Below are 21,814 nucleotides of genomic sequence, written 5' to 3' on the forward strand. Positions count from 1 at the left end.
TCCCACTCCAACAAATCATACTTCGACTTTTGTAATTTTAATAAGCATTTGTACTAAATTAGATTGATAAATCAGTAATACTACCACTTAGTTAATACCTGACGTTCAATTTTAGAAAAATATGAGTACAAAAAATTTCTTACGTATCGGCGTCTTTTATGATGGGACCTTTTTCATTAAAGCTCAAAACTATTTTTGGGGAAAGAAATACGGCTGGTTATCATTTCAAGAATTTCATAAACTTTTAGAAAGTTTTATTCGAACAAAAGAACAAGGGCATGTTTCTTACAAAGTAGTTTATTCTGCATGGTTTCAAGGTGTTCACAAGGAAAGTACAGCTCAGGAAAACAATTTGAGATTAGACCGAAAAAGGCAAATCGATTTGTTACATGCAGGAATTGAACCTAAGAATGTTCCAATGTCAGAAACACAGGGAGAAAAAGGAATTGATGTTTATATGGCAGTAGAAACATTGCAAGTTGGTTTGGATGATAAAATAGACATGGCTGTCCTTGTAACTGGTGACGGAGACTTTGTTCCACTTGTAAGAGCATTAATGAAAAACGGGGTTAGAGTTTTAGTCGCATATTTTGAATATGAAGACGCAGCCAATAAAAGCTTTGCAAACGAACGATTAATCAGTGCAGCAAATCATTCAATCAACATTAACAGCCTTGAAACTGACAAAGAATTCAAGGCAGAGTTCAAAACAATCTTCAGACAGCCAACAGACAATAAAAAAGTAAAAGGAAAAGCATAGTAGCAAAACAACTTTCCAACTCTTCACATTTTAACTTTACAACAAACTACCATTATGAAATTCACCTATTATGGACACGCTGCATTCGAGATAGAAACGGGCGGTAAAAAACTACTTTTTGATCCATTTATTACGCATAACGAATTGGCTAAACATATTGATGTCAATAGCCTGAAGCCTGATTATATCCTGCTTTCACACGGACATGGGGATCATTTTGCTGATTTTTTTACAATTCAAAAAAATAGTCGCGCCAAAGTGATCTGCATTTATGATATCCTGGTATGGATTGGAAACAAAGGTGTAACCAATGTACATGGGATGAATATTGGCGGAAGTTTTAATTTCGATTTTGGCCGTGTAAAAATGGTAAATGCTGTTCATTCCAGCTCAATGCCGGATGGTTCATACGGCGGTAATCCTGCAGGATTTGTTATTTATACAGGTGGAAAGAAGATCTATTTCGCTGGTGACACGGCACTTACCTACGATATGAAATTACTTGCCGACGAAAACATCGATTGGGCCATTTTACCCATCGGCGATAACTTTACAATGGGGCCAGACGATGCTATCAAAGCCGCCAGCTTTATAAACTGTAAAAATGTGATAGGTGTTCATTATGATACATTCCCGCCAATAAAAATAAATAAGCAGGAAACATCTGAAAAGTTTGCTAAGGCCGGAGTAAATCTGAAACTGATACCTATCGGCGATAGCATAGAATTATAGTTGAATATTTTAACGAAAAATGCCCCACAAATCTCGTGAGGCATTTTTCGTTCGAAGGTTACATTTTGGTCGTATCCTTCATTTTCTTTTTCATCTTCATTTTGTCACCCTTCTTCTTCATCTTCATTTTAACGGTGTCCTTCTTTGTGGTGTCCTGAACCATTTTTGTCGGTGTAAATGCAGAAGCGGTACTAACAAAACCAATTGCTGCTAAAGCAATCATAGCAAGCGCCTTTTTCATAGTTTTAACGATTTTTTGGTTTGAATAATTACTAACAGTAACAATTCAATTACAAATTGTTTTTAAAAACTATAATTAAATGGTTGTTCCGTTGGGAATTATCGCCCTTTTCTTTATCACTACTATTCCATCTTGCACGGTATGCGTGCCATAATCACCATCTTCCAGCTTTTTGCCACCACAGTTGATATTTACGTCGTTACCGATGTAAGTATTCTTGTCGATAATGGCATTCTTGATCACGCAGCGGTCGCCTATACCCATGATCGGCGAGTCACTTGCCCGCGACTCCTGTATCTGTTCCAGTGTCTGATAATTATCACTTCCCATTACATAGCAATTCTCGATAATCGTATCCTTCCCGATACGCGTACGGATTCCAATTATTGAGCGATATATGCGGCTGGCATTGATGATACATCCGTCAGCAATGATAGTTTTTTCCATGCTGCCTGAGACCTTTGAAGGTGGTAACATACGAGCACGGGTAAATATGTAATTCTTGTCGAACAGGTTGAATTGAGGGATATCATCTGTTAAGCCCAGATTAGCCTCAAAGAATGACGGAATGGTACCGATGTCGGTCCAGTAACCTTCATACTGATAGCTCAACACCGTATGACTTGGTATAGACTGCGGTATGATCTCCTTACCAAAGTCGGTCCGGTCATTGCCTTCCAAAAGGTCGAACAACGTTTTCCGGTTGAACATATAAATACCCATTGATGCAAGGTAATGCCTGCCTTGCTTCACCATCTCGTCGCTCACATCCGATTTCAGGTATTCAAAATCTTTTTTCGGTTTTTCTACAAATTGGGTGATCAGGCTGCTTTCATCCGTTTGCAAAATCCCGAAACCAGGTACGTCGTTGGCATGTACCGGGATGGTTGCGATAGATATTTCCGCATTATTGGTAATGTGATTTTTAATCATATCCTCAAAATCCATCTGGTATAGCTGGTCGCCAGAAAGGATCAGCACATAATCAAACTCATGTACCGCCAGGTGATGCAGGCTCTGACGAACCGCATCGGCAGTGCCCTGGAACCATGACACGCTGGAAGGCGTTTGCTCTGCAGCTAAAATATCGACAAAAGCATCGCTGAAACTGCTGAAGTGATATGTGTTTTTAATGTGCTTATTTAACGATGCCGAGTTGAACTGCGTCAATACGTAAATTCGCGTAATGCCAGAATGTAAACAGTTGGAGATAGGGATATCTACCAAACGGTATTTACCGGCGATAGGCACAGCCGGTTTTGAGCGGGTGGCGGTGAGCGGCGATAAGCGGCTTCCCTGGCCCCCTCCCAACACGATGCAAATTACTTTTGAGGTCATATAACAGGATTTAAACTTTGATAAAGATCAATATATTCTTTGGCCGAACGATCCCATGAGAAGTCGAGCGCCATCATTCTTTTGCGTAGCAATTGTAAAAGAGCGGTATTAGCGTAAACCCCCACTGCACGCTCCACCGAGTTTACAATGTCAGCTGCGCTGGTTTGTAAAAAACGAATACCATATCCACCTTCATCGCCATAATCAATCACGGTATCTTTTAAGCCCCCCGTCACGCGTACAATAGGTACGGTACCATATCGCATGGAGTACATTTGGTTCAGGCCGCAAGGCTCAACTCTGGATGGCATCAGCAAAAAATCGGAGCCGGCATATACCAGGTGTGCCAAGCTTTCATCATAACCAATAAAAGCATTGTATTGATTTGGAAATTGCTCTTTTAATGCAACTAATTCTTCCTGCGTTTTTACGTCGCCTGCACCTAATATAATAAAATTTACGCCATCGGGATGTGCCTCTATACTATTTTTTATCGCTTCGGGCAATACATCGGCACCTTTTTCAATAACCAGTCGCCCGATGAAGGATATTGTCGGTCTATCGGGCGATAAGCCAAACCTTTCGCAGAGTGCTATTTTGTTCTTTTGTTTTCCGGTAGATAATTGTCGCAAGGCATAGTTCTCGGGAATCATCGGGTCGGTCTTCGGGTTCCATACTTCGGTATCAATGCCGTTGAGTATACCTGTTCCCTTTGCACGTTCCATATAAAACAGGTACTCCATCCCATTTGAATTATAAGTGAGCTCTTCCAGGTAAGTTGGCGATACAGCGGTATATCGCCAGCAGCATTTTACACCTGCCGCCAACGGGTTGATACCTCCGTTCCAATCGAGCAGACCAATTTTGGTCATGTCGATTTCAGGCAATAACGCAAGCTTGGTCCAGCTGAAAGCTCCATGATACTGACCGTTGTGTATGGTGAGTACGGTTGGCGTGTTGGCAAAGCGCAGGTACAATTTAGAGTTATTCATCAGGAATGGCACCAGGCCTGTGTGATGATCGTGGCAATGTATCAGATCGGGGGATTGCTGCGACCAGCTGATCCAGTCCAAAAACGCGATCTGAAAAGCAATAAACTGCTCAGTTTCATCAGGATATTCGTAAACGTTTTCCCGGTCGAGCAGCCCCGGTATTTTTATCAGGAAAAGCTCAAAACCCAATTTATTGGTCCGTTCTTTTAATATTTCAAAGTAAAAACGTTCGGAACCCAGCAATGACGAAGCTTGAAAAACTGTATCAAATTCATTTTCCTGGGTAAACTTACGGTTGTAAAAAGGCATTACTACAGCGGCCTCTATACCAAGCTGATTCTGGTATTTGGGTAGGGCGCCTACCACATCGGCCAGACCGCCGACTTTGGCAACAGGATAACATTCGGCGCTTAGGTGAAAAACTTTCATTTATAGATGATATATCGGCTCAATTTAAGCAAAGAATTACTTAAATAATCAATGCTGAACGGTATAATCTATGCAAAAAGTTAATTTTTATTTATTTGTATAGTCTATAGGTCAATTCGTTTTTAAAATATGTTCTATAATGGGATTTTATTGCAAAATCATTACTTTTTTGGTGTCCCAGATGCTGTATTTTATGAAAATGATAATATCAATGTGCTTCAAGCCAGTTTGAACCGGTGCCGATTTCTACCATAATAGGCACTTCGGTTTTGATGGCGTTCTTCATGTTTTCCATGATGATCGGTTTTATTTTTTCCACTTCGTGGTTGGGTACGTCAAAAACCAACTCGTCATGAACCTGCATGGTCATGCGTGCATCCAGTTTCTGCGCTTTCATTTCACGGTGGATATTGATCATGGCCACTTTGATCATATCCGCTGCCGAGCCCTGTATCGGAGCATTGATGGCGTTTCGCTCGGCAAAGCCCCGCACGGTAGCATTAGCTGAGTTGATGTCGCGCAGGTAGCGGCGACGGCCCTTCAGTGTACACACGTAACCATTTTCGCGGGCGAAATTCATGGTATCGCTCATATATTGCTTGATGCCCGGATACTGCGCAAAATAATTTTCGATAATCTCGGCAGCTTCCTTACGCGGTATGCCCAGGTTCTGTGATAATCCGAATGCTGACTGCCCGTAGATAATCCCGAAATTAACTGCTTTAGCGTTGCGACGCTCGCTGCTGTCAACTTCATGCAGCTGTTTGCCATACACCTTTGCGGCCGTGGCCGTGTGGATATCGAGATTTTGCCTAAATGCATCCATCATATTTTTATCCTTGCTGATCTCGGCGATGATACGCAATTCGATCTGTGAATAATCCGCCGATACGATGGTATGGTTCTGATCACGCGGTATAAATGCTTTGCGTATCTCGCGGCCGCGCTCAGTGCGGATCGGTATATTTTGCAGGTTAGGATTGATCGAGCTTAAACGACCGGTTGCGGCAATAGCCTGATTATAGGAAGTATGCACGCGGCCAGTTTTGGGATTCACCATCTGCGGTAGGGCATCTACATAGGTCGATTTTAATTTTTGCAGCTGACGGTAATCCAAAATATCTCTAACAATATCGCTCTTTGACGCTAACGATAACAAAACATCTTCACCGGTCTGATACTGCCCGGTTTTGGTCTTTTTAGCTTTAGGGTCTAGCATCAATTTCTCGAACAATACTTCGCCCAATTGTTTTGGCGACGCGATATTGAACCTTACGCCTGCTTTTTCATAAACGGTTTTCTCAAATTTGATGATATCGCTTTCCAACTCTTTGGAGAAGCCTTTGAGCATATCATGGTCAATGCGTACGCCTTCAAACTCCATATCGGCCAGCACGTAGATCAAAGGATATTCAATATCGTTTGCAAGCTTGTCGCCTTCTACTTCTTTCAGCTTAGGTTCAAAAACTGATTTGAGCTGTAAAGTAATGTCGGCATCCTCAGCGGCATAATCTTTTATTTTTTCAAATTCCACATCGCGCATATTGCCCTGCCCCTTACCTTTGGCGCCTATCAGTGTAGTGATAGATACCGGGCTGTAGCCCAAATAGTTTTCGGAAAGGACATCCATATTATGGCGCGTATCCGGATCAATGATGTAATGCGCCAGCATGGTATCAAAGAGTTCACCTTTGATTTCAAGGCCGTACCATTTTAATACCAGCACATCGTATTTTATGTTTTGCCCGGTTTTGCTGATGGACGCATCTTCCAGTACTGATTTAAACTCATCCACAATTGCTTTTGCTTCTTTCTGGTCAGGGGGAACGGGGATATACCAGGCTTCGCCATGTTTTATGGCGAATGATAATCCCACCAACTCGCAGTCATTGGCATCGGTACCAGTGGTTTCGGTATCGAAGCAAATGCTCTTTTGCTGTTTCAGGGTTTTTATCAAGTCAGCCCGTTTTTCAGCAGTATCAACCAGATAATACTCATGCGGAGTATTACTGATGTTTTTACCCGGAACAATATTAGGTTCATCGATATCAGTGATTTCCAACTGCATAGTTACCGGTCGGGCATCAGGCACAGGTTCTCCAAAAAGGTCAGTTTGTATGCTGACCGCCCTGGTTTCGGTAATGCTGAAATCCTCGCCAAATACGCGTTTGCCTAATGTTCTAAATTCAAGTTCGGCAAATAAAGGCTCTAATAAATCTTTGCTTGGCGCACACATTTCAAGTCCGGCTTCATCCAATTCAACGGGCGCATTCAGGTTGATGGTTGCCAATTTTTTAGATAGCAGACCCTGCTCGGCAAATTGCTCTACATTTTCGCGTTGCTTACCCTTTAACTCGTGACTATTGGCGATGATATTCTCAACTGAACCATATTGTTTAATCAGCAACTTGGCGGTTTTCTCACCAATACCCGGTATGCCAGGAATATTATCTACCGCATCGCCCCACAGGCCCAGAATATCGATCACCTGTTCTACACGCTCCACTTCCCATTTTGCGAGTACTTCCTTTACACCCAGGATTTCCATTTCGTTGCCCAGGCGCGCCGGTTTGTAAATTTTGATCTTCTCAGAAACTAACTGAGCAAAGTCCTTGTCCGGTGTCATGCAATACACATCATAACCCTTTGCTTCTGCTTTTTTTGCGAGGGTGCCGATGATGTCATCAGCCTCAAAACCGTCTGAAGTAATAACCGGTATATTAAACCCTAAAATGATCTTATAGATATAAGGGATCGCAGCCGCTAAATCTTCAGGCATGGCTTCGCGATGTGCTTTATAAGCCTCGAAATCGGTATGGCGCTCGGTAGGGGCTTCCGTGTCGAACACCACGGCCATGTGTGTTGGTTTTTCTTTCCTCAGTACCTCTAGCAGGGTATTGGTGAAACCCAGCATTGCCGAAGTATTCAGGCCGCCTGACGTAAAACGCGGGGCTTTACTTAACGCAAAATGTGCCCGGTAAATAAGGGCCATGCCATCCAAAAGAAAGAGTTTTTTCATAACACGATTACACTGATTTGTTAGGATTCCACCGATGATTAAGTGATTTCATAGATCGGTGAGTTTTTCAAAATTACAATTTAAGTTCACTCATCATTGGTGTAATCAAAAAAAACAATCAGTGTAATCATTTAAATGAACAATCGGGCAGGTGGTCGTTTACCATGCCCGTGGCTTGCATATGTGCATAGCAGATAGTAGTGCCAAAAAACTTAAAGCCGCGCTTTTTCATGTCTTTGCTTATCGCATCGGATATGGGCGTGCTGGCAGGAATCTTATCAGTGTAATTGACGATAGGCTTACCATCAGGCATAAAGCTGTACAGGTATTTATCAAATGAGCCAAACTCTTTTTGTACCTCGATGAATTTTTGTGCATTATTCACCGATGCCAATATTTTCAGTCTGTTGCGGATAATGCCTGTATCCTGCATCAGGCGCTCTACGTCCACGTCCGTAAAGGCAGCTACTTTTTTTACATCAAAGTCAGCAAAAGCCTTACGATAACCTTCACGACGGCGCAATATGGTGATCCAACTTAAACCCGCCTGTGCTGATTCGAGTATCAGGAATTCAAACAACTTTTTATCGTCATGAACTTCCTTGCCCCATTCTTCGTCATGGTATTTAATGTAGAGTTCATCGGTCCCGGGCCAGATACAGCGTTTTAATTCGGTTGGCATAATTTGTGTTTTGATAGGTAAATATATAATTTATTGGTCTGCGGTTTTGCCTGAATCACTCACTCAGATACCATTCAACTCATCCCAGTATTCAACAGCTCTGCGGTAATGCGGTATCACAATCGATCCACCTACTAAATTTGCGATCATAAATATCTCATCCATTTCATCGTTATTGACACCTGCCTCGTGGCACTTGCCCAAATGATATTTAATACAATCATCGCAGCGTAACACCATGGACGCTACCAGCCCCAGCATTTCCTTAGTCTTTACATCCAGCGCACCTTCGGCATAAGTAGTTGTGTCGAGCGCAAAAAAGCGTTTGATATTGGTGTTGGCCGACTCCATTATCCTGTCGTTCATTTTGGTACGATAAGCGTTGAAGTCATCTACTAGTTTTCCCATAAGTCATTTAAATTAGTGATTGTCAGTTGATGAATTATCGATTTGTTTTTGGAGGGTTAAAGGTAAAAATCCTTTATCTTTAGCAGGTCATATCTTAGTAATAAACCTTCAAAAATTTACTGACTATGGAAAGCCTGGCCCCCAATATTTTTGTTAGCAATATGTCCGAAACTATTGCATTTTATAAGATGCTCGGTTTTAATGTAACGATGTCGGTGCCCGAAAATGGCGATGACCTGGTTTGGGCGATGATGGTAAATGGCAATGTAACTATCATGTTCCAGACCTACGAAAGTTTGGGGGAAAGCCTGCCCGAAATTCAGCGCAAGGATGGCGGCTCACTCTTGCTATACATCAACCTGAAAAATATCAGACAATTTTTTGAGTCGGTAAAAGAAAAGGTTAAAGTGTTGAGCGGACTTGATGTGACTTTTTACGGCGCGACAGAGTTCTCCATCCTCGATAATAATAACTATGTGCTGACTTTTGCTGAACACGAATGATAACTTTTAAAAGAACCAATCATATTAATATTTGTGTAACACCGGAGCAGCTGGAAGATGCTAGAGCTTTTTATACAGATGTGATCGGCCTGAAATTAATACCACGCCCTGATCACATCTTTAATAGTAAAGGTTATTGGTTCGACATCGGTGATATACAGTTGCACATCAGTGTCGAGCCACAAATGCCACGTTCAAACCGGCATACTGCATTTGAGGTCGAAGATGTGGCAGCAGCCAAAAAACTACTTGAAGTGCATAATGTTGAATTGGTAAAAGAGCCCGTAGTACCCGGCTGGGACAGGTTTGCCTTTTACGACCCCTTTGGAAACAGGATAGAGTTGATACAAATAGTTTCTGTTTTGTAAAAATTACTTTGTAGCAAGTATCGGGTTTAATACGGGGACAAATAATATTACCTTCGGTATATGAATCCAACCCAAGCCATTACCAGAGCCAGGATCACATCCATTGATTTTTTACGAGGTACTATTATGATCATCATGGCACTCGACCATGTAAGAGATTATTTGTTCTTTGGATCATTTTATTTTGATCCGCTCGATCTGGGAAAAACCAGCGGAGCGTTATTTTTCACCCGATGGATCACACATTTTTGTGCGCCTATATTTTTGCTGCTGGCAGGTACTTCAGCATACCTCATCGGGCAGAAAAAGACCAAAAAGGAACTGTCGGTTTTCCTGGTGAAACGTGGTCTTTGGCTCATTCTATTAGAGATGGTGGTAACCAACTTCGCGTGGAACTTCAATATTACTTTTCCGATGTTTTTCTTTATCACTATATGGGCATTGGGCTTAGGTATGATCATTCTGGCTGGATTAATATATCTGCCCAAAAGAGTAATCCTGGTGCTTAGTCTCCTGGTCATTTTCGGCCATAACCTGTTGGATGGTATCCACTTTCCTGCCAATACATTAACTGAATTTGGCTGGTCGTTGCTTCACGAACAGGCATTTTTTACATGGCATAACGAGGTGTTGCTGGTAGGTTATCCCATCATTCCGTTATTTGCTGTGATGTCATTAGGGTATTGTCTTGGCGAATTGTATACGTCAGGATATGACTCGGAGAAAAGAAAAAAGATATTGATCACAATTGGTGGGGCGGCCCTCATCTTATTTATTTTGCTCCGGTGGAGCAATCTTTACGGCGACCCTGTTAAGTGGAGCGAACAAAAAAACGGATTTTTTACTTTCTTGTCCTTTATCAAGGTGAATAAGTACCCGTTCTCGCTATTGTATACACTATTAACCATAGGATCGGCGCTTTTATTTTTAGGGTTTACCGAGCGACTGCAAAATGGGGTTGTAAAAGTGGTTTCTGTATACGGAAGAGTGCCGATGTTTTATTACCTCCTCCATATTTATGTTATCCATATAATTGCAATAATAGCCTCGGCTCTTACCCCCGGCCAGGACTGGCATATTTGGTTCCTGAAAAAACCGGTGTGGTTTACTTCGGACCTGAAAGGCTATGGATTTTCGTTACCGGTAGCTTACCTGGTTTGGATTGGTATTGTTGTTGGACTGTACCCGCTTTGTAAATGGTACGACCGTTACAAACAAGGCAATAAGGATAAGTGGTGGTTGAGTTATATGTGATGTGATTGAGGGATTATCAGAAAGATTTCAAGGGGGGAACTTAAATTGATCACTAACCTAATTATGGTAATGATGTTTTGGATACTGGTGTTAGGTATTCCAATATTATTATGCTGGACAAGTTATCGTTTGATAGCCCGTAAAGGTTATCAAACGATGGCTTTGCTTGTTTCAATACTTATCTTGGTAGGAATAATCGTTCTTTACAATTTTATACCAATCGGATAGTTATGACCCCAATTCCATTGTTGGATCCCAGAATACTTTTTTAAAGTCGACCACTTTATCATTCTCTACTTTTACACCTTCTGATGCCAGCAATTGTTCCATCAAATCACCGCCGAAATGGAATTTGCCTGTCAATAACCCCGCACTATTCACTACTCTGTGCGCAGGTACCGGCGGGTCAGCTGCCCCACAAGCCTGCATGGCATAACCCACCATGCGCGACGAACCCTTTGTGCCTAGGCTATTTGCGATGGCTCCATAAGAGGTCACACGTCCGGGCGGTATCAGCCGGACGATTTGATACACCTGTTCGTAAAAATTCAGGTCGGGCATAGACGGTTAGAATGAGAACTTAAGATAGTTGATATTCTTATTATCCTGCAAATATTTCTTCTCGTAATAGGTTTTTATAGATAGTACCTCGTCGGCATATTCAGAATTATACAAGTCCTCCGTTTTAACAAATAACTTCAAGCCTAGGTCATCTATCTTTTCAGAAGTGTAAGCATGTAAGGCATCATTGTCTGTTTTCAGATTGACATGGCCAGCAGGTTTAAGCATCTCCTTATACTTCTCAAGGAAACGTGGTGAGGTCAGGCGCTTCTTCTCGCGGCTTATCTGTGGCTGCGGGTCAGGGAAGGTGATCCAAATTTCATCGATTTCGCCCTTAGCAAAATAATCCTGTATAGTCTCGATCTGTATGCGTAAAAAGCCCACATTACTTACACCGTCTTCCAAAGCTGTTTTAGCGCCCCGCCAGATGCGATTGCCTTTATAATCAATGCCTATAAAGTTTTTCTGAGGGAACAACCTGCCCAAGTTGACAGTATATTCACCCTTGCCACAGGCTAGTTCAAGTACTACCGGGTTATTATTCTTGAAAAAATCTGATGCCCATTTACCTTTAAAAGGTTTGCCGGCGTCTAACTGAACTACATTGCTGAAGGTGCTTACTTCAGCGAAACGTCTTAATTTATCTTTTCCCACTTAAAAAAATTAAAGGGCAAAAATAAGTTTTCTTATGATAATCGGGAAAGCAGCTCAGGAAGCTTCACTTTCAGGAGGGATGCCGTAATCCTGGTGCTTATCCTTTTTCTTTTCGAACATCGATTTCACTTTATCCCAAAGACCGGTTACAGAATCCTCGCTGATAAAATGCGAAGCTTTTTGTGATAGAAATCCAACCAGCCCTTTAATAAGGAAATTGGAATTACGGAATAACGTTTTATTAAGAGTTAGCGGCAGCACTATCCGTGAGATGAGGCCCAAAAAATCCTGGTGAAATATATCATATTTTGATCCTTTAGGGAACACAGTCATCAGACTGGAAATAGCAGCCCCCGGTGAACTGAAACGTGCCTTAAGCGCTTCGCCCTGTTCTTCCTTCAAGTGACGCAGACGCAGTATCTCCGCCTTCAAATCTTCGGCATTATTTATAGTTACGTCGGTCATATTATTGGAAAAACTTTTTGATAAACATATCAATTAACGGCTTCTGAATCTTGTCCTTAGCAAGCATAATTATAATCGCTACTAACAGATATAAACCGGACATGGTGCCAAATCCTGCCCAATAGGAACCTAACCACGTTGACAAAAGAAAAGCCAAAGCCAGGCTTAGAAACAGGAACGTGAGTACAAAAGCAACTGCCACCACCATATCGGTAATGAAGCTTGCTAGAAACTTTGAACCCTTATCTATCGCGTCGTATTTTGCCAGCTTGATCTGCGTTTCGGCATATTCTTTTAGCTGGTCAATAATGGGAGGGGGCGTTTGTTTCTGTTCTTCCATGGGCTTTTGTTATAGCCCTGAATATGATTTTATCCAGGGCCGTTTATAATCATGCGTGCTCCAGGTCGTCCTGAAGTTCGTCTTCGTTGTTTTTTATTTTGCTTTTGAAATTATCTACTACCTTTTCTTTCAAACCCACCAGGTTATCAATTTCGTTGGCGGCAGTTTCTCTTATAGAATCTCCTAACTTCTTTAGCGACTCAGTAAGTTTATCACGTGTCTCGGTTCCTTTTTCGGGTGCAAATAATATTCCTAATGCTGCTCCTGCTGCTAGCCCTGCAAGCAATGCAACCACTACTTTTGAGTTATCGCTCATATACTTATAATTTTATAGTTCCCAATTTGTTTTATTAACGGTTAAATATCTTGCCAATTATGCATATTCAGACTTTTTGTCGCCTTATAATTGAAAATATTTATCCTATTAATATCGGTATTTAATTTTGCCCGACCAAAAAATATTCATTAAACATCAGCCGTCGGTCCCGGTTTTTATCCTTGCCAGCCTATCAGCCGCCAACCGGTTAGTCTCATAAATTTCAAGCAATAATAAGAAATAAGACAATAATAACGGCCCGAAAACTAAACCTAATATACCAAACAGGGGGAGTCCTATAAATACTCCGATCACTGATATAATCGGGTGTGTGTTAGCGATCTTCTTGTTAATAATCATCCTTAATACATTGTCGACATTGCCAATAAACAACAACCCATAAGCAAGCAGCAAGATTCCCTCTAAGGTATGGTCGTTTGCAAAAAGGATGATGCTTGCAGGGATGGTTAGTGTAGGCGCACCCACTACCGGCAGGAATGAAATAAAACAGCCTATTACACCCCAGAAAATCGGATCGGGTATGCCAAATATCCAAAACCCGTTTGCCAGTAAGGTTCCCTGGGTAACAGCTATTATTCCTTGTCCGAGGACATTGCTATAGGTGGAATCGCGCAGTGCTTGTGAAAATCTCAGAGCATGTTGCTCACGAAATGGTGCATACTTTAATAAACCGGCCTCAAATTCCTTAATCTGGGTAAACATAAAGTACAGCAAAAAGTACATTACCAGCAAAGTGAGGACGATATTGATTGCGCTGCTGATGATAGAAGGGAATAGCTCGGTTACATAGGCGCCCAGCTTTTGCATAGTGGTTTCGGCCAGCTTCGGCTGATTTAAATGTGATGCCGAGAAAGCATCTATTTTATAAATCCACTCCTGTATAGGTAACGAATCTTTATTAATGCCGGATATCTTATCGATAACCATAATGCTCAAAGAAAGAAAAGGGATAACGATAACAACGAGCGAAAGAAAAATAATCAGAATAGCCGCCAGGCTTTTTTTCCACTTGTTTTTTTCAGTAAGCCTGATATATACAGGCCTGAAGATGGTAAACAGCACAATAGCACCCAGTATAGCACTAAACAGACCACTTAATGCATAAACTAAAAAACAGCCCAAAACAATGATGGCTACCAGTATAATATTGTTTCGCTGTTTATAGTTAAAAATCGACATCGGGGAGTAATTGCAATAAGTACGTTACATTAACAAAAAAGGCACTGAAATGTTTCAGTGCCAATATATAAATTAGGTTGTTTTCCAGTCTGTTATAAATCGTCAAGCAGCATATTTATCTTGGCGCAGCTGATGGCTATCGTACTGATATAAAATTCGCTGTCAGAGCCTGCATCATCTGGTATTTCGTACTTCAGCTGTTCAACAGCGAGATTGATATTTGAAAGCTGGTTCCTGATATCATGGCGCAGCCGGCGTACTTTATCTTCTGATTTTTCACCATCAATTGGCTCTTGCATCATTTTATTTGCCCAGGTTAATAGCCTTCATTTTATTATACAGCGTTTTCCGGTCAATATTTAAAATTTCTGCAGCTTTAGTTTTGTTAAAGTTCACCTCACGCAGCACTTTTAATATCGTGTCGTATTCTGCTTCCTGTGCCGCATTTTTCAGATCGTTCCTGTTCTCCTTGCTAATCATTACAGGCTCTGGTGTTGCAGCAGCATACACTGGCGTTTCTACTACCGGGTTTCTGTAGTTTGATATTTCCAAAGGTAAGGCTTTTATAGGTATAATATCGCCCTCGGCGATCAACGTGGCACGACGCACCACATTTTTTAATTCGCGGATATTGCCCGGCCAGCGGTAATGCATAAAGCAATCAATTACCTCCGGCGAGAAAGCTGTCACATTACGCCCCAGTTCCTGGTTGGCCATCTTCAAAAAGTGCTCGGCCAATAACATAATATCGCTTCCCAACTCGCGCAGGGCAGGCATATAAATCGTGAATTCGTTAAAACGATGGTACAAGTCTTCTCTGAAACGTCCTTTTGAGATACCGTCCTGCAAGTTTTCGTTGGTTGCAATGATAATGCGTACGTCCAGGTCAATCTCTTTGGTACTGCCTATTCTTTTCACTTTTCTTTCCTGCACAGTTCTTAAAAGAGCAGCCTGTATATCGTATGACAAATTACCAACCTCATCAAGAAATAGTGTGCCGCCATTAGCCATTTCAAAGTGGCCGATTTTTGTGTATAATGCACCCGTGAACGAGCCTTTTTCATGACCGAAAAATTCACTTGCAGCAAGCTCTTTGGTAAGCGATCCGCAGTCCATTGCAATAAACGGCATGTTTGCACGCTGACTGTTCAGGTGAATATTTTTGGCTGCCGATTCTTTACCTGTACCGCTTTCACCCAAAATGATCACGCTGTAATTGGTTGGCGCTACCAACTCAATTTGTCGTGCTAATTCTTTGGATGCCTTGCTGCTACCAACAACAAACTCATTGTTTGGCAGCTGTTTCTTTACTTCGCGGCCATTGTTCCCCCTTGCCATAGGTGTAGTCTCAGGTTCGTCAACCAGGGCATGGTGGGTTTCAAAGGCTTTATTGATGGTATTTAAAATTTCATCAGGGTAAAGCGGCTTGGTGATATAATCGTACGCGCCCATTTTAATGAGCTCGACGGCCATTTTTATATCAGAGTAACCGGTAATGATGATCACACCGGTTTTTGGATATTGGCTTTTTATATTTTTCAGCATTTCGCGGCCATCGGTATCTTCAAGGCGGAAATCACATAAAACAAGGTCGAACCCCACATTTTTAAGCAATTCCATACCGCCTGTACCTGTGGCAGCTGAGGTAACGTCAAAACCATTCCGAGTTAAAAACTTGGATAATAGGAGGGATACATTAACTTCATCATCAATGATGAGTATTTTCTTCATAACCGGGATATACTTTTGACAGGTAAACGTATTTGTTGTACGTCAAGTTACAAACAAATTTGCTAATTTTTTAGGTAAATTTAATTAAGGGGCTAATTTTTAAATTTTTTCTTTATTAAAAAGAAAGACGAAGAGCATATTGCCCCTCGTCTTTCAAAAATTGATGTGCGTAAAATTATTACTTAGTATCGAATGCGTAAGCTACGCGCAGACCAAAGAAATTAACTTTGCTGTTGTCAGCTAAGCTGTTAAATTTAGTAGATGCTTCATAACGCACACCTGCATCTAAGTAGCTTTTGCCACCCAATGGGAATTGGTAACCGATTTGAGGAGCATAAATAAATGCTGCGCTTTTGTCACCATCAAAATCTGATTTGTTCAACAGGAATGCGGCGCCTGCTTCACCCTGAACGTACAAGTGACTAACAGGGAAGTACTTCAAACCTGCTTTTACTGGTAATAACTGGATGTTGGTAGCATCTTGTCCTTGCAAAATAGCCAGATTTTTTTTACCCTGGATGCTGTTGTAACCAGCATTAACGGTTACGAATAACTGATGTGGTAGAACCGGGATGTCTGCTTGTACCGACCCGCCAATGTTCCAGTTGTAAGTATCGCTTAATTTTCCTGTAGGGATACCGGCATCAGCGCCAATGCTTAATACTATGCCATTAGGGCCAGTTGATGAAGTTTTGGTAGATGCAGGGGTTGAAGTTTGTGCTTTTGCGCCCAGTGCAAATCCGGCAAAAGCTAAAACTAAGGCTGAAATTTTGAATGTAGTTTTCATTGTATTATGTATTATTTGTTCATGTGTTTGGTTGAAACACGGAGCAAAGTAAAGCATGAAAAAAACATCAGCGTTTCATCTGAATGTCAGGATTATTCAATCGATTGATTGACAGCAAGATAAAATTGACTATTTATTTGAATTAGTCAGGATAGTGTCATAAAAAGTGGCTATTTGCGCTGGAAATCAGGTTTTCGCTTTTCTAGAAAGGCGCTGACTCCCTCCTTAAAATCGGGAGTATTGAAGGATTTTGCGAAGCCTTGTATTTCTTTTTCGTATCCGTCAACCCCAGGTTGAGTAGCAGAATTGATAACACCGATAGCCGTTTCGATCGCCAGTGGAGAGCGGGTTAATATCTTGTTGAGGATCTCTTCTGCTTTGCTGATCAGTTCATCTTGCGGCACAACATGGTTGACCAACCCCCATTGCAAAGCATCCTGCGCTGTGATCATATCGCCGGTCAGGATCATTTCAAAAGCTTTGCCTTTTCCTACCAACTGGGAAAGGCGTTGTGTGCCTCCGTAACCAGGTATCAAACCCAGGCTTACTTCGGGTAAGCCCATTTTTGCATTATCTGATGCGATGCGGATATGGCAGGCCAAAGCCAGTTCCAATCCTCCTCCTAACGCAAAACCGTTAATGGCAGCTATCACAGGCTTTTTACCATTCTCTATCTGGTTAAACACCAATCGGTGACCATTGCGCGCCAGTTGTTCACCTTGGCTTGAATCGAACGAAGAAAACTCAGATATATCTGCGCCGGCTACAAAAGCCTTTTGCCCTGCACCTGTGATGATGATACCGCCCACACGGTCATTGTTAAATGCATCATAAATGGCAGTGTGCAGTTCAGCAAGCGTGTTTTTATTTAAGGCATTCAGCTTGCTTTCGCGGTTGATGATGATATGCTGGATAGCGCCGTTATAGTCGACAAAAAGATTTTCAAACATGGCAGATAATATTTAATGTATGTTTCAGAAGACTCACCCGGTCGAGCGTAGCGTAGTCGGGGTGAGTTGGTTTAAAAGTTACGATGCTCCTTCACCCAATCGGTAATGTATTGAACAATATCTTTAGTATTAGTTCCCGGCGGGAAAAGCTCACCAACACCTATTTTCTTCAGTTCGCGCATATCACTTTCGGGGATGATACCGCCGCCGGTTATCAGCACATCATCCATTTTTTTGTCTTTTATGAGCTGGAGAATTTTAGGGAAGACCGTCATGTGTGCACCCGAAAGGATAGAGATGCCTATCGCATCCACATCCTCTTGCAAAGCAGTATTCACCACCATTTCAGGCGTCTGCCGCAGACCGGTGTAGATCACTTCCATACCTGCATCACGCAGGGAGGTGGCAATAATGCGCGCACCACGGTCGTGTCCGTCGAGGCCTACTTTAGCAACAAGAACGCGGATGGGGCGGTTAAAGGTATTACTCATGTAAACCGTATTGGTTGGCGTAAAAGTAAGAAGAAATTGTTGAATGGTTGATTGAGTTGGATTAAGTTGATTGGGTTATAGTGGTTGTAATAGTTGATACCCGCGTTAGTAGCAGTGGATACCGGCAATCGAGAGCCTAAGTGTGATAAGCCGGGCCTAATGCCTGCAGGTGTATGAACGGATAGCACGACCCGCTTCTATCAGCAGGAAACGCCCTTATTCATATCTTGTGTTGTCCGTCCGTTTTTTAGTATAAGGTCTGATGAGACAATGTGGTCAAAGTAATAGCTCTTGCTCAGGATGACAAACCGGTGGAAAACCGCCTTTCGCCTTTTACCTTTCGGCTTTCACCTTCAAATCCCTATTTTTGCGCATTCTATTATATCATGAGCGAAGAAAGATCATTAAATTTTATTGAGGAGATTGTTGAAGAAGATATACGCGAAGGCGTACACAGCGGCCGGGTGCTTACCCGTTTCCCGCCCGAGCCTAACGGATACCTGCATATTGGCCATGCCAAATCCATTTGCCTGAACTTTGGGTTGGCTAAGCAATATGGCGGCCAGACCAATCTGCGATTTGATGATACCAACCCTGTGAAAGAGGATGTAGAATATGTTGACAGCATAAAAGAAGACGTGCGCTGGTTGGGCTTCGAATGGGCCAATGAGCTGTATGCGTCTGATTATTTTGATATACTGTACTCTTTCGCCATGACGCTGATCCGTCAGGGGTTGGCCTATGTAGATGACAGTACTCCAGAAGAAATTGCCGCTCAGAAAGGTACGCCTACACAGCCTGGCGTAGGTAACGAATACCGTAACCGTAGTATAGAAGAAAACCTTCAACTGTTTGAGGAGATGAAGGATGGTAAATATCCGGATGGCGCTAAAGTGCTGCGTGCTAAGGTCGACCTGGCATCGCCCAACATGCACATGCGCGACCCGATCATGTACCGCATTAAACATGCCCATCATCACCGCACGGGGGATAAATGGTGCATCTACCCGATGTATGACTTTGCTCATGGACAATCGGATGCGATTGAGGAGATCACCCATTCTATCTGTACGCTGGAGTTTGTTCCGCACAGGCCGTTGTACGATTGGTTTATTGAGAAACTGGAGATTTTCCCATCCAAACAATATGAGTTTGCCCGCCTGAACATGAACTATACCGTAATGAGCAAGCGTAAGCTGCTGCAACTGGTAGAGGATGGTCATGTAGATGGATGGGACGATCCGCGTATGCCGACTATAAGTGGCTTGCGTCGTCGTGGTTATACGCCTAAGTCGATCCGTGATTTTTGTGAGCGTATAGGCGTGGCTAAGCGCGAAAATATGATCGACCTTAGCCTGCTGGAGTTCTGCATCCGTGAAGATCTGAACAAAACCGCATGGCGCCGTATGGCGGTGCTCGACCCGATCAAACTGGTGATCACCAATTATCCTGAAGGTCAGAGTGAAGAGATGTGGGGCGAGAATAACCCTGAGGTAGAAGGTGGCGAAGGTGGCCGTCATATTCCATTTAGCAGTGAACTTTGGATAGAGCGCGAAGACTTTATGGAAGAACCGCCAAAGAAATTCTTCCGCCTGGGGGTTGGTTTGAGTGTCCGTCTGAAAAGTGCTTACATCGTTACCTGCGAAGGTTTTGACAAGGGCGCAGATGGCAACGTAACCACCGTTTACTGTAAATATTTGCCCGAGTCAAAATCAGGCCACGATACCAGCGGCGTGAACGTAAAAGGAACTATCCATTGGGTAAGCGTAGCTCATGCCAAAACTGCCGAGGTACGCCTGTACGACCGCCTCTTCCAGGTAGATGACCCGTCCAACGAAGATGGCGACTTTAAAGATTACCTGAATCCAAACAGCCTTCAAATACTGCCAAATACTTACATAGAACCCGACCTGGCTAATGCCGTTCCGGGTAAAGGATACCAGTTTATACGAAAAGGCTATTTCACGCTTGATAAAAACTCGACCGCCGATAAGCTCGTGTTCAACCGCACGGTGACACTGAAGGATGGTTGGGTGAAGAAATAAAGTGGCGTTTTTAGTAGCAGTAGCCGTTTTTGATTAGCCAATGACTGCCACTGCTACTTGAAATTTTCCGTATAATTGTATTATGAAAACCTTATCATATACCTGTATCGCCTTAGCAGCTATTGCGCTTACTTTCAGCTCTTGCAGTAAAAAGAGCTCCAATAATCCCACACCCAACGGCACAGTTACCTCTTCCATGAAATTAAAGCTTAATGGAACCGACCTCAATTTTAATGATTGCGAGGAAATTGAAGCAGATGTAAATAACCAGAAGCAAACCACAATCACCGGCTACATTATAACAGACGGTAAACCAGGCGACGTCAACTTCGGGCTAAACATAACCCACGACCCGGCAACCTTAAAAGCAGGGCAAACCTACCTTGCACAGTCTTCCTATGGACAGGATGATGTGTCGTCCTTTTTTTATTGGAAAACCAGTTCCGATTATTATACCAGTCAGCCAACGGTTCCCGCAGGAAACATAACCATTACCGGGGTAACCGCAACAACCATTTCGGGAACATTCTCAGGTAAATTATTTGCACCGAATGACTTTCAAGGTATGGTCCTTTATTATACCATTACTAACGGAACGTTTACTGCGAAGATTAATAAGTAAAAAGTAGCACTACTCTTACTGAAAAAAAGACTGCCACTGCTACTGGCACTAGTATTTCACGTACACATTATACAACACGTTCAAATCCAATTGCGTTAGCTGCGGTTTGATGTCCGTTTGCACAAAGTGACGTTTAAAGGCTACTACGGCGGCGTTAATGTCCCGCGTGTCGTAGCCTATTAGTTTCAGGGCGGTAGTATAGTCAAAATTATCCGGAGCCAGTTCCAGCACGTCGTCGCTCCAGTAGCCGAAACCGTGCTGGGCCAGTATCTTCCAGGGGAAATAGGGTCCCGGATCAGGTTTGCGCAGGGGGGCTATATCCTGGTGACCGATAAAGTTGGTAGCGGGAATATTGTACGTCTTTTTCAAATACCCCAGCAACGCCAGCAAACTCTTTATCTGCGGACCGCTAAAAGGCTCGTTGCCGTTATTGTCGATTTCGATGCCTATCGAGCAGCTGTTCATATCGCTGATGCTGCCCCACCGGCTCACGCCCGCATGCCATGCCCGCAGGTAATCGTTGAGCATGTGCACCACCTTGCCATCCTTGCCCACCACGTAATGCGCGCTCACCTGCGTTTGCGTAACCGTAAAGGTGTGCAGCGTTTGCGCCAGCGAATCCTGCGCCGTAAAGTGGATGATCACATAATTGGGCTTGCGCAAATTAAAGTTCACCGTACCCACAAACTCCGACGGCACCTGAGCCCCCGTACTATCCACCAGCACCGCAGGCTGCTCCAGCTGAACCACCTTCGCCGCCGAATCCGCATGATGCTTATAAAATTGATTGGTAACCGCGTAGGGGCCTTTAGGCGAGCACGAAGCCGCTATAACAGTTGGCAGTAGCAGTAAGCAGTAGCAGTATTTTTTCAGAGGTATCATAGGGCTAATGTAGCTAATAACACCGTTATGCTCAAAAGGTGTGG

The 21,814-nt window shown here is 42.8% G+C and carries 25 protein-coding genes; 7 read left to right on the forward strand and 18 right to left on the reverse strand.

The window, feature by feature from the left end; all coding sequences use genetic code 11:
- Positions 1-121: 121 nt before the first annotated feature.
- On the forward strand, positions 122-760 hold the full coding sequence (locus Q3A68_RS12925) for an NYN domain-containing protein (RefSeq protein WP_302901515.1): 639 nt from the start codon (positions 122-124) through the stop codon (positions 758-760).
- A gap of 54 nt (positions 761-814) precedes the next feature.
- Positions 815-1,492, forward strand: a complete 678-nt coding sequence (locus Q3A68_RS12930) for a metal-dependent hydrolase (protein WP_302901516.1) — start codon at positions 815-817, stop codon at positions 1,490-1,492.
- A gap of 58 nt (positions 1,493-1,550) precedes the next feature.
- Here Q3A68_RS12930 and Q3A68_RS12935 read toward each other — a convergent pair whose 3' ends face one another.
- From Q3A68_RS12935 to Q3A68_RS12960, 6 genes are all read right to left on the reverse strand, one after another.
- The gene (locus tag Q3A68_RS12935; protein WP_302901517.1) at positions 1,551-1,733 is read right to left on the reverse strand and encodes a hypothetical protein; all 183 of its coding nucleotides are present in this window, start codon (positions 1,731-1,733) and stop codon (positions 1,551-1,553) included.
- 75 nt (positions 1,734-1,808) lie between these two features.
- A complete protein-coding gene (locus Q3A68_RS12940; protein ID WP_302901518.1) occupies positions 1,809-3,071 on the reverse strand; it encodes a glucose-1-phosphate adenylyltransferase in 1,263 nt (420 codons plus the stop codon).
- Positions 3,068-4,492 (reverse strand): glycogen synthase, encoded by a 1,425-nt coding sequence (locus Q3A68_RS12945; RefSeq protein ID WP_302901519.1) that lies wholly within the window; start codon positions 4,490-4,492, stop codon positions 3,068-3,070. Before Q3A68_RS12945 ends, Q3A68_RS12940 begins: the two co-directional genes overlap by 4 nt.
- A gap of 208 nt (positions 4,493-4,700) precedes the next feature.
- The gene (polA, locus tag Q3A68_RS12950) at positions 4,701-7,511 is read right to left on the reverse strand and encodes a DNA polymerase I (RefSeq protein ID WP_302901520.1); all 2,811 of its coding nucleotides are present in this window, start codon (positions 7,509-7,511) and stop codon (positions 4,701-4,703) included.
- Between the two features lie 127 nt (positions 7,512-7,638).
- Positions 7,639-8,193 (reverse strand): DNA-3-methyladenine glycosylase I, encoded by a 555-nt coding sequence (locus Q3A68_RS12955; protein ID WP_302901521.1) that lies wholly within the window; start codon positions 8,191-8,193, stop codon positions 7,639-7,641.
- 63 nt (positions 8,194-8,256) lie between these two features.
- On the reverse strand, positions 8,257-8,601 hold the full coding sequence (locus Q3A68_RS12960) for a carboxymuconolactone decarboxylase family protein (RefSeq protein WP_302901522.1): 345 nt from the start codon (positions 8,599-8,601) through the stop codon (positions 8,257-8,259).
- A 125-nt stretch (positions 8,602-8,726) separates the two neighbouring features.
- Between Q3A68_RS12960 and Q3A68_RS12965 the strand changes: the two genes are divergently transcribed.
- Genes Q3A68_RS12965 through Q3A68_RS12975 form a run of 3 tightly spaced genes read left to right on the forward strand, consistent with a single transcriptional unit; the run spans position 8,727 to position 10,726 of the window.
- The gene (locus tag Q3A68_RS12965) at positions 8,727-9,104 is read left to right on the forward strand and encodes a VOC family protein (RefSeq protein WP_302901523.1); all 378 of its coding nucleotides are present in this window, start codon (positions 8,727-8,729) and stop codon (positions 9,102-9,104) included.
- Positions 9,101-9,472: a VOC family protein gene (locus Q3A68_RS12970; RefSeq protein ID WP_302901524.1), complete on the forward strand. Its 372-nt coding sequence runs from the start codon at positions 9,101-9,103 to the stop codon at positions 9,470-9,472. Before Q3A68_RS12965 ends, Q3A68_RS12970 begins: the two co-directional genes overlap by 4 nt.
- A 60-nt stretch (positions 9,473-9,532) precedes the next feature.
- Entirely contained in the window at positions 9,533-10,726 is a 1,194-nt protein-coding gene (locus tag Q3A68_RS12975) for an acetyltransferase domain-containing protein (protein WP_302901525.1), read from the forward strand.
- A 228-nt stretch (positions 10,727-10,954) separates the two neighbouring features.
- On the opposite strand, the gene Q3A68_RS12980 is transcribed toward Q3A68_RS12975, so the two are convergent.
- From Q3A68_RS12980 to Q3A68_RS13030, 11 genes are all read right to left on the reverse strand, one after another.
- Positions 10,955-11,287: an MGMT family protein gene (locus Q3A68_RS12980; RefSeq protein ID WP_302901526.1), complete on the reverse strand. Its 333-nt coding sequence runs from the start codon at positions 11,285-11,287 to the stop codon at positions 10,955-10,957.
- Between the two features lie 6 nt (positions 11,288-11,293).
- Entirely contained in the window at positions 11,294-11,941 is a 648-nt protein-coding gene (gene trmB, locus Q3A68_RS12985; protein WP_302901527.1) for a tRNA (guanosine(46)-N7)-methyltransferase TrmB, read from the reverse strand.
- A 54-nt stretch (positions 11,942-11,995) separates the two neighbouring features.
- Entirely contained in the window at positions 11,996-12,406 is a 411-nt protein-coding gene (locus Q3A68_RS12990) for a hypothetical protein (protein WP_302901528.1), read from the reverse strand.
- A 1-nt stretch (position 12,407) separates the two neighbouring features.
- Positions 12,408-12,746, reverse strand: coding sequence for a phage holin family protein (locus Q3A68_RS12995; protein WP_302901529.1), 339 nt, complete (start codon positions 12,744-12,746; stop codon positions 12,408-12,410).
- A gap of 49 nt (positions 12,747-12,795) precedes the next feature.
- A complete protein-coding gene (locus Q3A68_RS13000; RefSeq protein WP_302901530.1) occupies positions 12,796-13,062 on the reverse strand; it encodes a YtxH domain-containing protein in 267 nt (88 codons plus the stop codon).
- Between the two features lie 156 nt (positions 13,063-13,218).
- The gene (locus tag Q3A68_RS13005) at positions 13,219-14,262 is read right to left on the reverse strand and encodes an AI-2E family transporter (protein ID WP_302901531.1); all 1,044 of its coding nucleotides are present in this window, start codon (positions 14,260-14,262) and stop codon (positions 13,219-13,221) included.
- A 92-nt stretch (positions 14,263-14,354) separates the two neighbouring features.
- Positions 14,355-14,564: a histidine kinase gene (locus Q3A68_RS13010; protein ID WP_302901532.1), complete on the reverse strand. Its 210-nt coding sequence runs from the start codon at positions 14,562-14,564 to the stop codon at positions 14,355-14,357.
- A gap of 1 nt (position 14,565) precedes the next feature.
- Positions 14,566-15,993: a sigma-54-dependent transcriptional regulator gene (locus tag Q3A68_RS13015; protein WP_302901533.1), complete on the reverse strand. Its 1,428-nt coding sequence runs from the start codon at positions 15,991-15,993 to the stop codon at positions 14,566-14,568.
- 178 nt (positions 15,994-16,171) lie between these two features.
- Positions 16,172-16,780 (reverse strand): outer membrane beta-barrel protein, encoded by a 609-nt coding sequence (locus Q3A68_RS13020; RefSeq protein ID WP_302901534.1) that lies wholly within the window; start codon positions 16,778-16,780, stop codon positions 16,172-16,174.
- A 170-nt stretch (positions 16,781-16,950) separates the two neighbouring features.
- Entirely contained in the window at positions 16,951-17,730 is a 780-nt protein-coding gene (locus Q3A68_RS13025) for an enoyl-CoA hydratase/isomerase family protein (protein WP_302901535.1), read from the reverse strand.
- A gap of 71 nt (positions 17,731-17,801) precedes the next feature.
- Positions 17,802-18,221 carry a cobalamin B12-binding domain-containing protein gene (locus Q3A68_RS13030; protein ID WP_302901536.1) on the reverse strand — a complete coding sequence of 140 codons (420 nt, stop codon included), beginning with the start codon at positions 18,219-18,221 and terminating at the stop codon, positions 17,802-17,804.
- 386 nt (positions 18,222-18,607) lie between these two features.
- Between Q3A68_RS13030 and Q3A68_RS13035 the strand changes: the two genes are divergently transcribed.
- Both Q3A68_RS13035 and Q3A68_RS13040 read left to right on the forward strand, forming a co-directional pair.
- Positions 18,608-20,266: a glutamine--tRNA ligase/YqeY domain fusion protein gene (locus Q3A68_RS13035; protein ID WP_302901537.1), complete on the forward strand. Its 1,659-nt coding sequence runs from the start codon at positions 18,608-18,610 to the stop codon at positions 20,264-20,266.
- An 82-nt stretch (positions 20,267-20,348) separates the two neighbouring features.
- Positions 20,349-20,888: a hypothetical protein gene (locus tag Q3A68_RS13040; protein WP_302901538.1), complete on the forward strand. Its 540-nt coding sequence runs from the start codon at positions 20,349-20,351 to the stop codon at positions 20,886-20,888.
- A gap of 48 nt (positions 20,889-20,936) precedes the next feature.
- On the opposite strand, the gene Q3A68_RS13045 is transcribed toward Q3A68_RS13040, so the two are convergent.
- Positions 20,937-21,770 carry an N-acetylmuramoyl-L-alanine amidase gene (locus Q3A68_RS13045; RefSeq protein ID WP_302901539.1) on the reverse strand — a complete coding sequence of 278 codons (834 nt, stop codon included), beginning with the start codon at positions 21,768-21,770 and terminating at the stop codon, positions 20,937-20,939.
- Positions 21,771-21,814: the final 44 nt, after the last annotated feature.

The sequence above is a fragment of the Mucilaginibacter tolerans genome, assembly GCF_030519375.1.
GTDB lineage: Bacteria > Bacteroidota > Bacteroidia > Sphingobacteriales > Sphingobacteriaceae > Mucilaginibacter.

What these genes read in the sequence shown, in the direction of transcription:
- Q3A68_RS12925 (WP_302901515.1), top strand. Translation starts at nt 122, where the DNA reads ATGAGTACAAAAAATTTCTTACGTATCGGCGTCTTTTATGATGGGACC.
- Q3A68_RS12930 (WP_302901516.1), top strand. Translation starts at nt 815, where the DNA reads ATGAAATTCACCTATTATGGACACGCTGCATTCGAGATAGAAACGGGC.
- Q3A68_RS12935 (WP_302901517.1), bottom strand. Translation starts at nt 1,733, where the DNA reads ATGAAAAAGGCGCTTGCTATGATTGCTTTAGCAGCAATTGGTTTTGTT.
- Q3A68_RS12940 (WP_302901518.1), bottom strand. Translation starts at nt 3,071, where the DNA reads ATGACCTCAAAAGTAATTTGCATCGTGTTGGGAGGGGGCCAGGGAAGC.
- Q3A68_RS12945 (WP_302901519.1), bottom strand. Translation starts at nt 4,492, where the DNA reads ATGAAAGTTTTTCACCTAAGCGCCGAATGTTATCCTGTTGCCAAAGTC.
- polA (WP_302901520.1), bottom strand. Translation starts at nt 7,511, where the DNA reads ATGAAAAAACTCTTTCTTTTGGATGGCATGGCCCTTATTTACCGGGCA.
- Q3A68_RS12955 (WP_302901521.1), bottom strand. Translation starts at nt 8,193, where the DNA reads ATGCCAACCGAATTAAAACGCTGTATCTGGCCCGGGACCGATGAACTC.
- Q3A68_RS12960 (WP_302901522.1), bottom strand. Translation starts at nt 8,601, where the DNA reads ATGGGAAAACTAGTAGATGACTTCAACGCTTATCGTACCAAAATGAAC.
- Q3A68_RS12965 (WP_302901523.1), top strand. Translation starts at nt 8,727, where the DNA reads ATGGAAAGCCTGGCCCCCAATATTTTTGTTAGCAATATGTCCGAAACT.
- Q3A68_RS12970 (WP_302901524.1), top strand. Translation starts at nt 9,101, where the DNA reads ATGATAACTTTTAAAAGAACCAATCATATTAATATTTGTGTAACACCG.
- Q3A68_RS12975 (WP_302901525.1), top strand. Translation starts at nt 9,533, where the DNA reads ATGAATCCAACCCAAGCCATTACCAGAGCCAGGATCACATCCATTGAT.
- Q3A68_RS12980 (WP_302901526.1), bottom strand. Translation starts at nt 11,287, where the DNA reads ATGCCCGACCTGAATTTTTACGAACAGGTGTATCAAATCGTCCGGCTG.
- Q3A68_RS12990 (WP_302901528.1), bottom strand. Translation starts at nt 12,406, where the DNA reads ATGACCGACGTAACTATAAATAATGCCGAAGATTTGAAGGCGGAGATA.
- Q3A68_RS12995 (WP_302901529.1), bottom strand. Translation starts at nt 12,746, where the DNA reads ATGGAAGAACAGAAACAAACGCCCCCTCCCATTATTGACCAGCTAAAA.
- Q3A68_RS13000 (WP_302901530.1), bottom strand. Translation starts at nt 13,062, where the DNA reads ATGAGCGATAACTCAAAAGTAGTGGTTGCATTGCTTGCAGGGCTAGCA.
- Q3A68_RS13005 (WP_302901531.1), bottom strand. Translation starts at nt 14,262, where the DNA reads ATGTCGATTTTTAACTATAAACAGCGAAACAATATTATACTGGTAGCC.
- Q3A68_RS13010 (WP_302901532.1), bottom strand. Translation starts at nt 14,564, where the DNA reads ATGATGCAAGAGCCAATTGATGGTGAAAAATCAGAAGATAAAGTACGC.
- Q3A68_RS13015 (WP_302901533.1), bottom strand. Translation starts at nt 15,993, where the DNA reads ATGAAGAAAATACTCATCATTGATGATGAAGTTAATGTATCCCTCCTA.
- Q3A68_RS13020 (WP_302901534.1), bottom strand. Translation starts at nt 16,780, where the DNA reads ATGAAAACTACATTCAAAATTTCAGCCTTAGTTTTAGCTTTTGCCGGA.
- Q3A68_RS13025 (WP_302901535.1), bottom strand. Translation starts at nt 17,730, where the DNA reads ATGTTTGAAAATCTTTTTGTCGACTATAACGGCGCTATCCAGCATATC.
- Q3A68_RS13030 (WP_302901536.1), bottom strand. Translation starts at nt 18,221, where the DNA reads ATGAGTAATACCTTTAACCGCCCCATCCGCGTTCTTGTTGCTAAAGTA.
- Q3A68_RS13035 (WP_302901537.1), top strand. Translation starts at nt 18,608, where the DNA reads ATGAGCGAAGAAAGATCATTAAATTTTATTGAGGAGATTGTTGAAGAA.
- Q3A68_RS13040 (WP_302901538.1), top strand. Translation starts at nt 20,349, where the DNA reads ATGAAAACCTTATCATATACCTGTATCGCCTTAGCAGCTATTGCGCTT.
- Q3A68_RS13045 (WP_302901539.1), bottom strand. Translation starts at nt 21,770, where the DNA reads ATGATACCTCTGAAAAAATACTGCTACTGCTTACTGCTACTGCCAACT.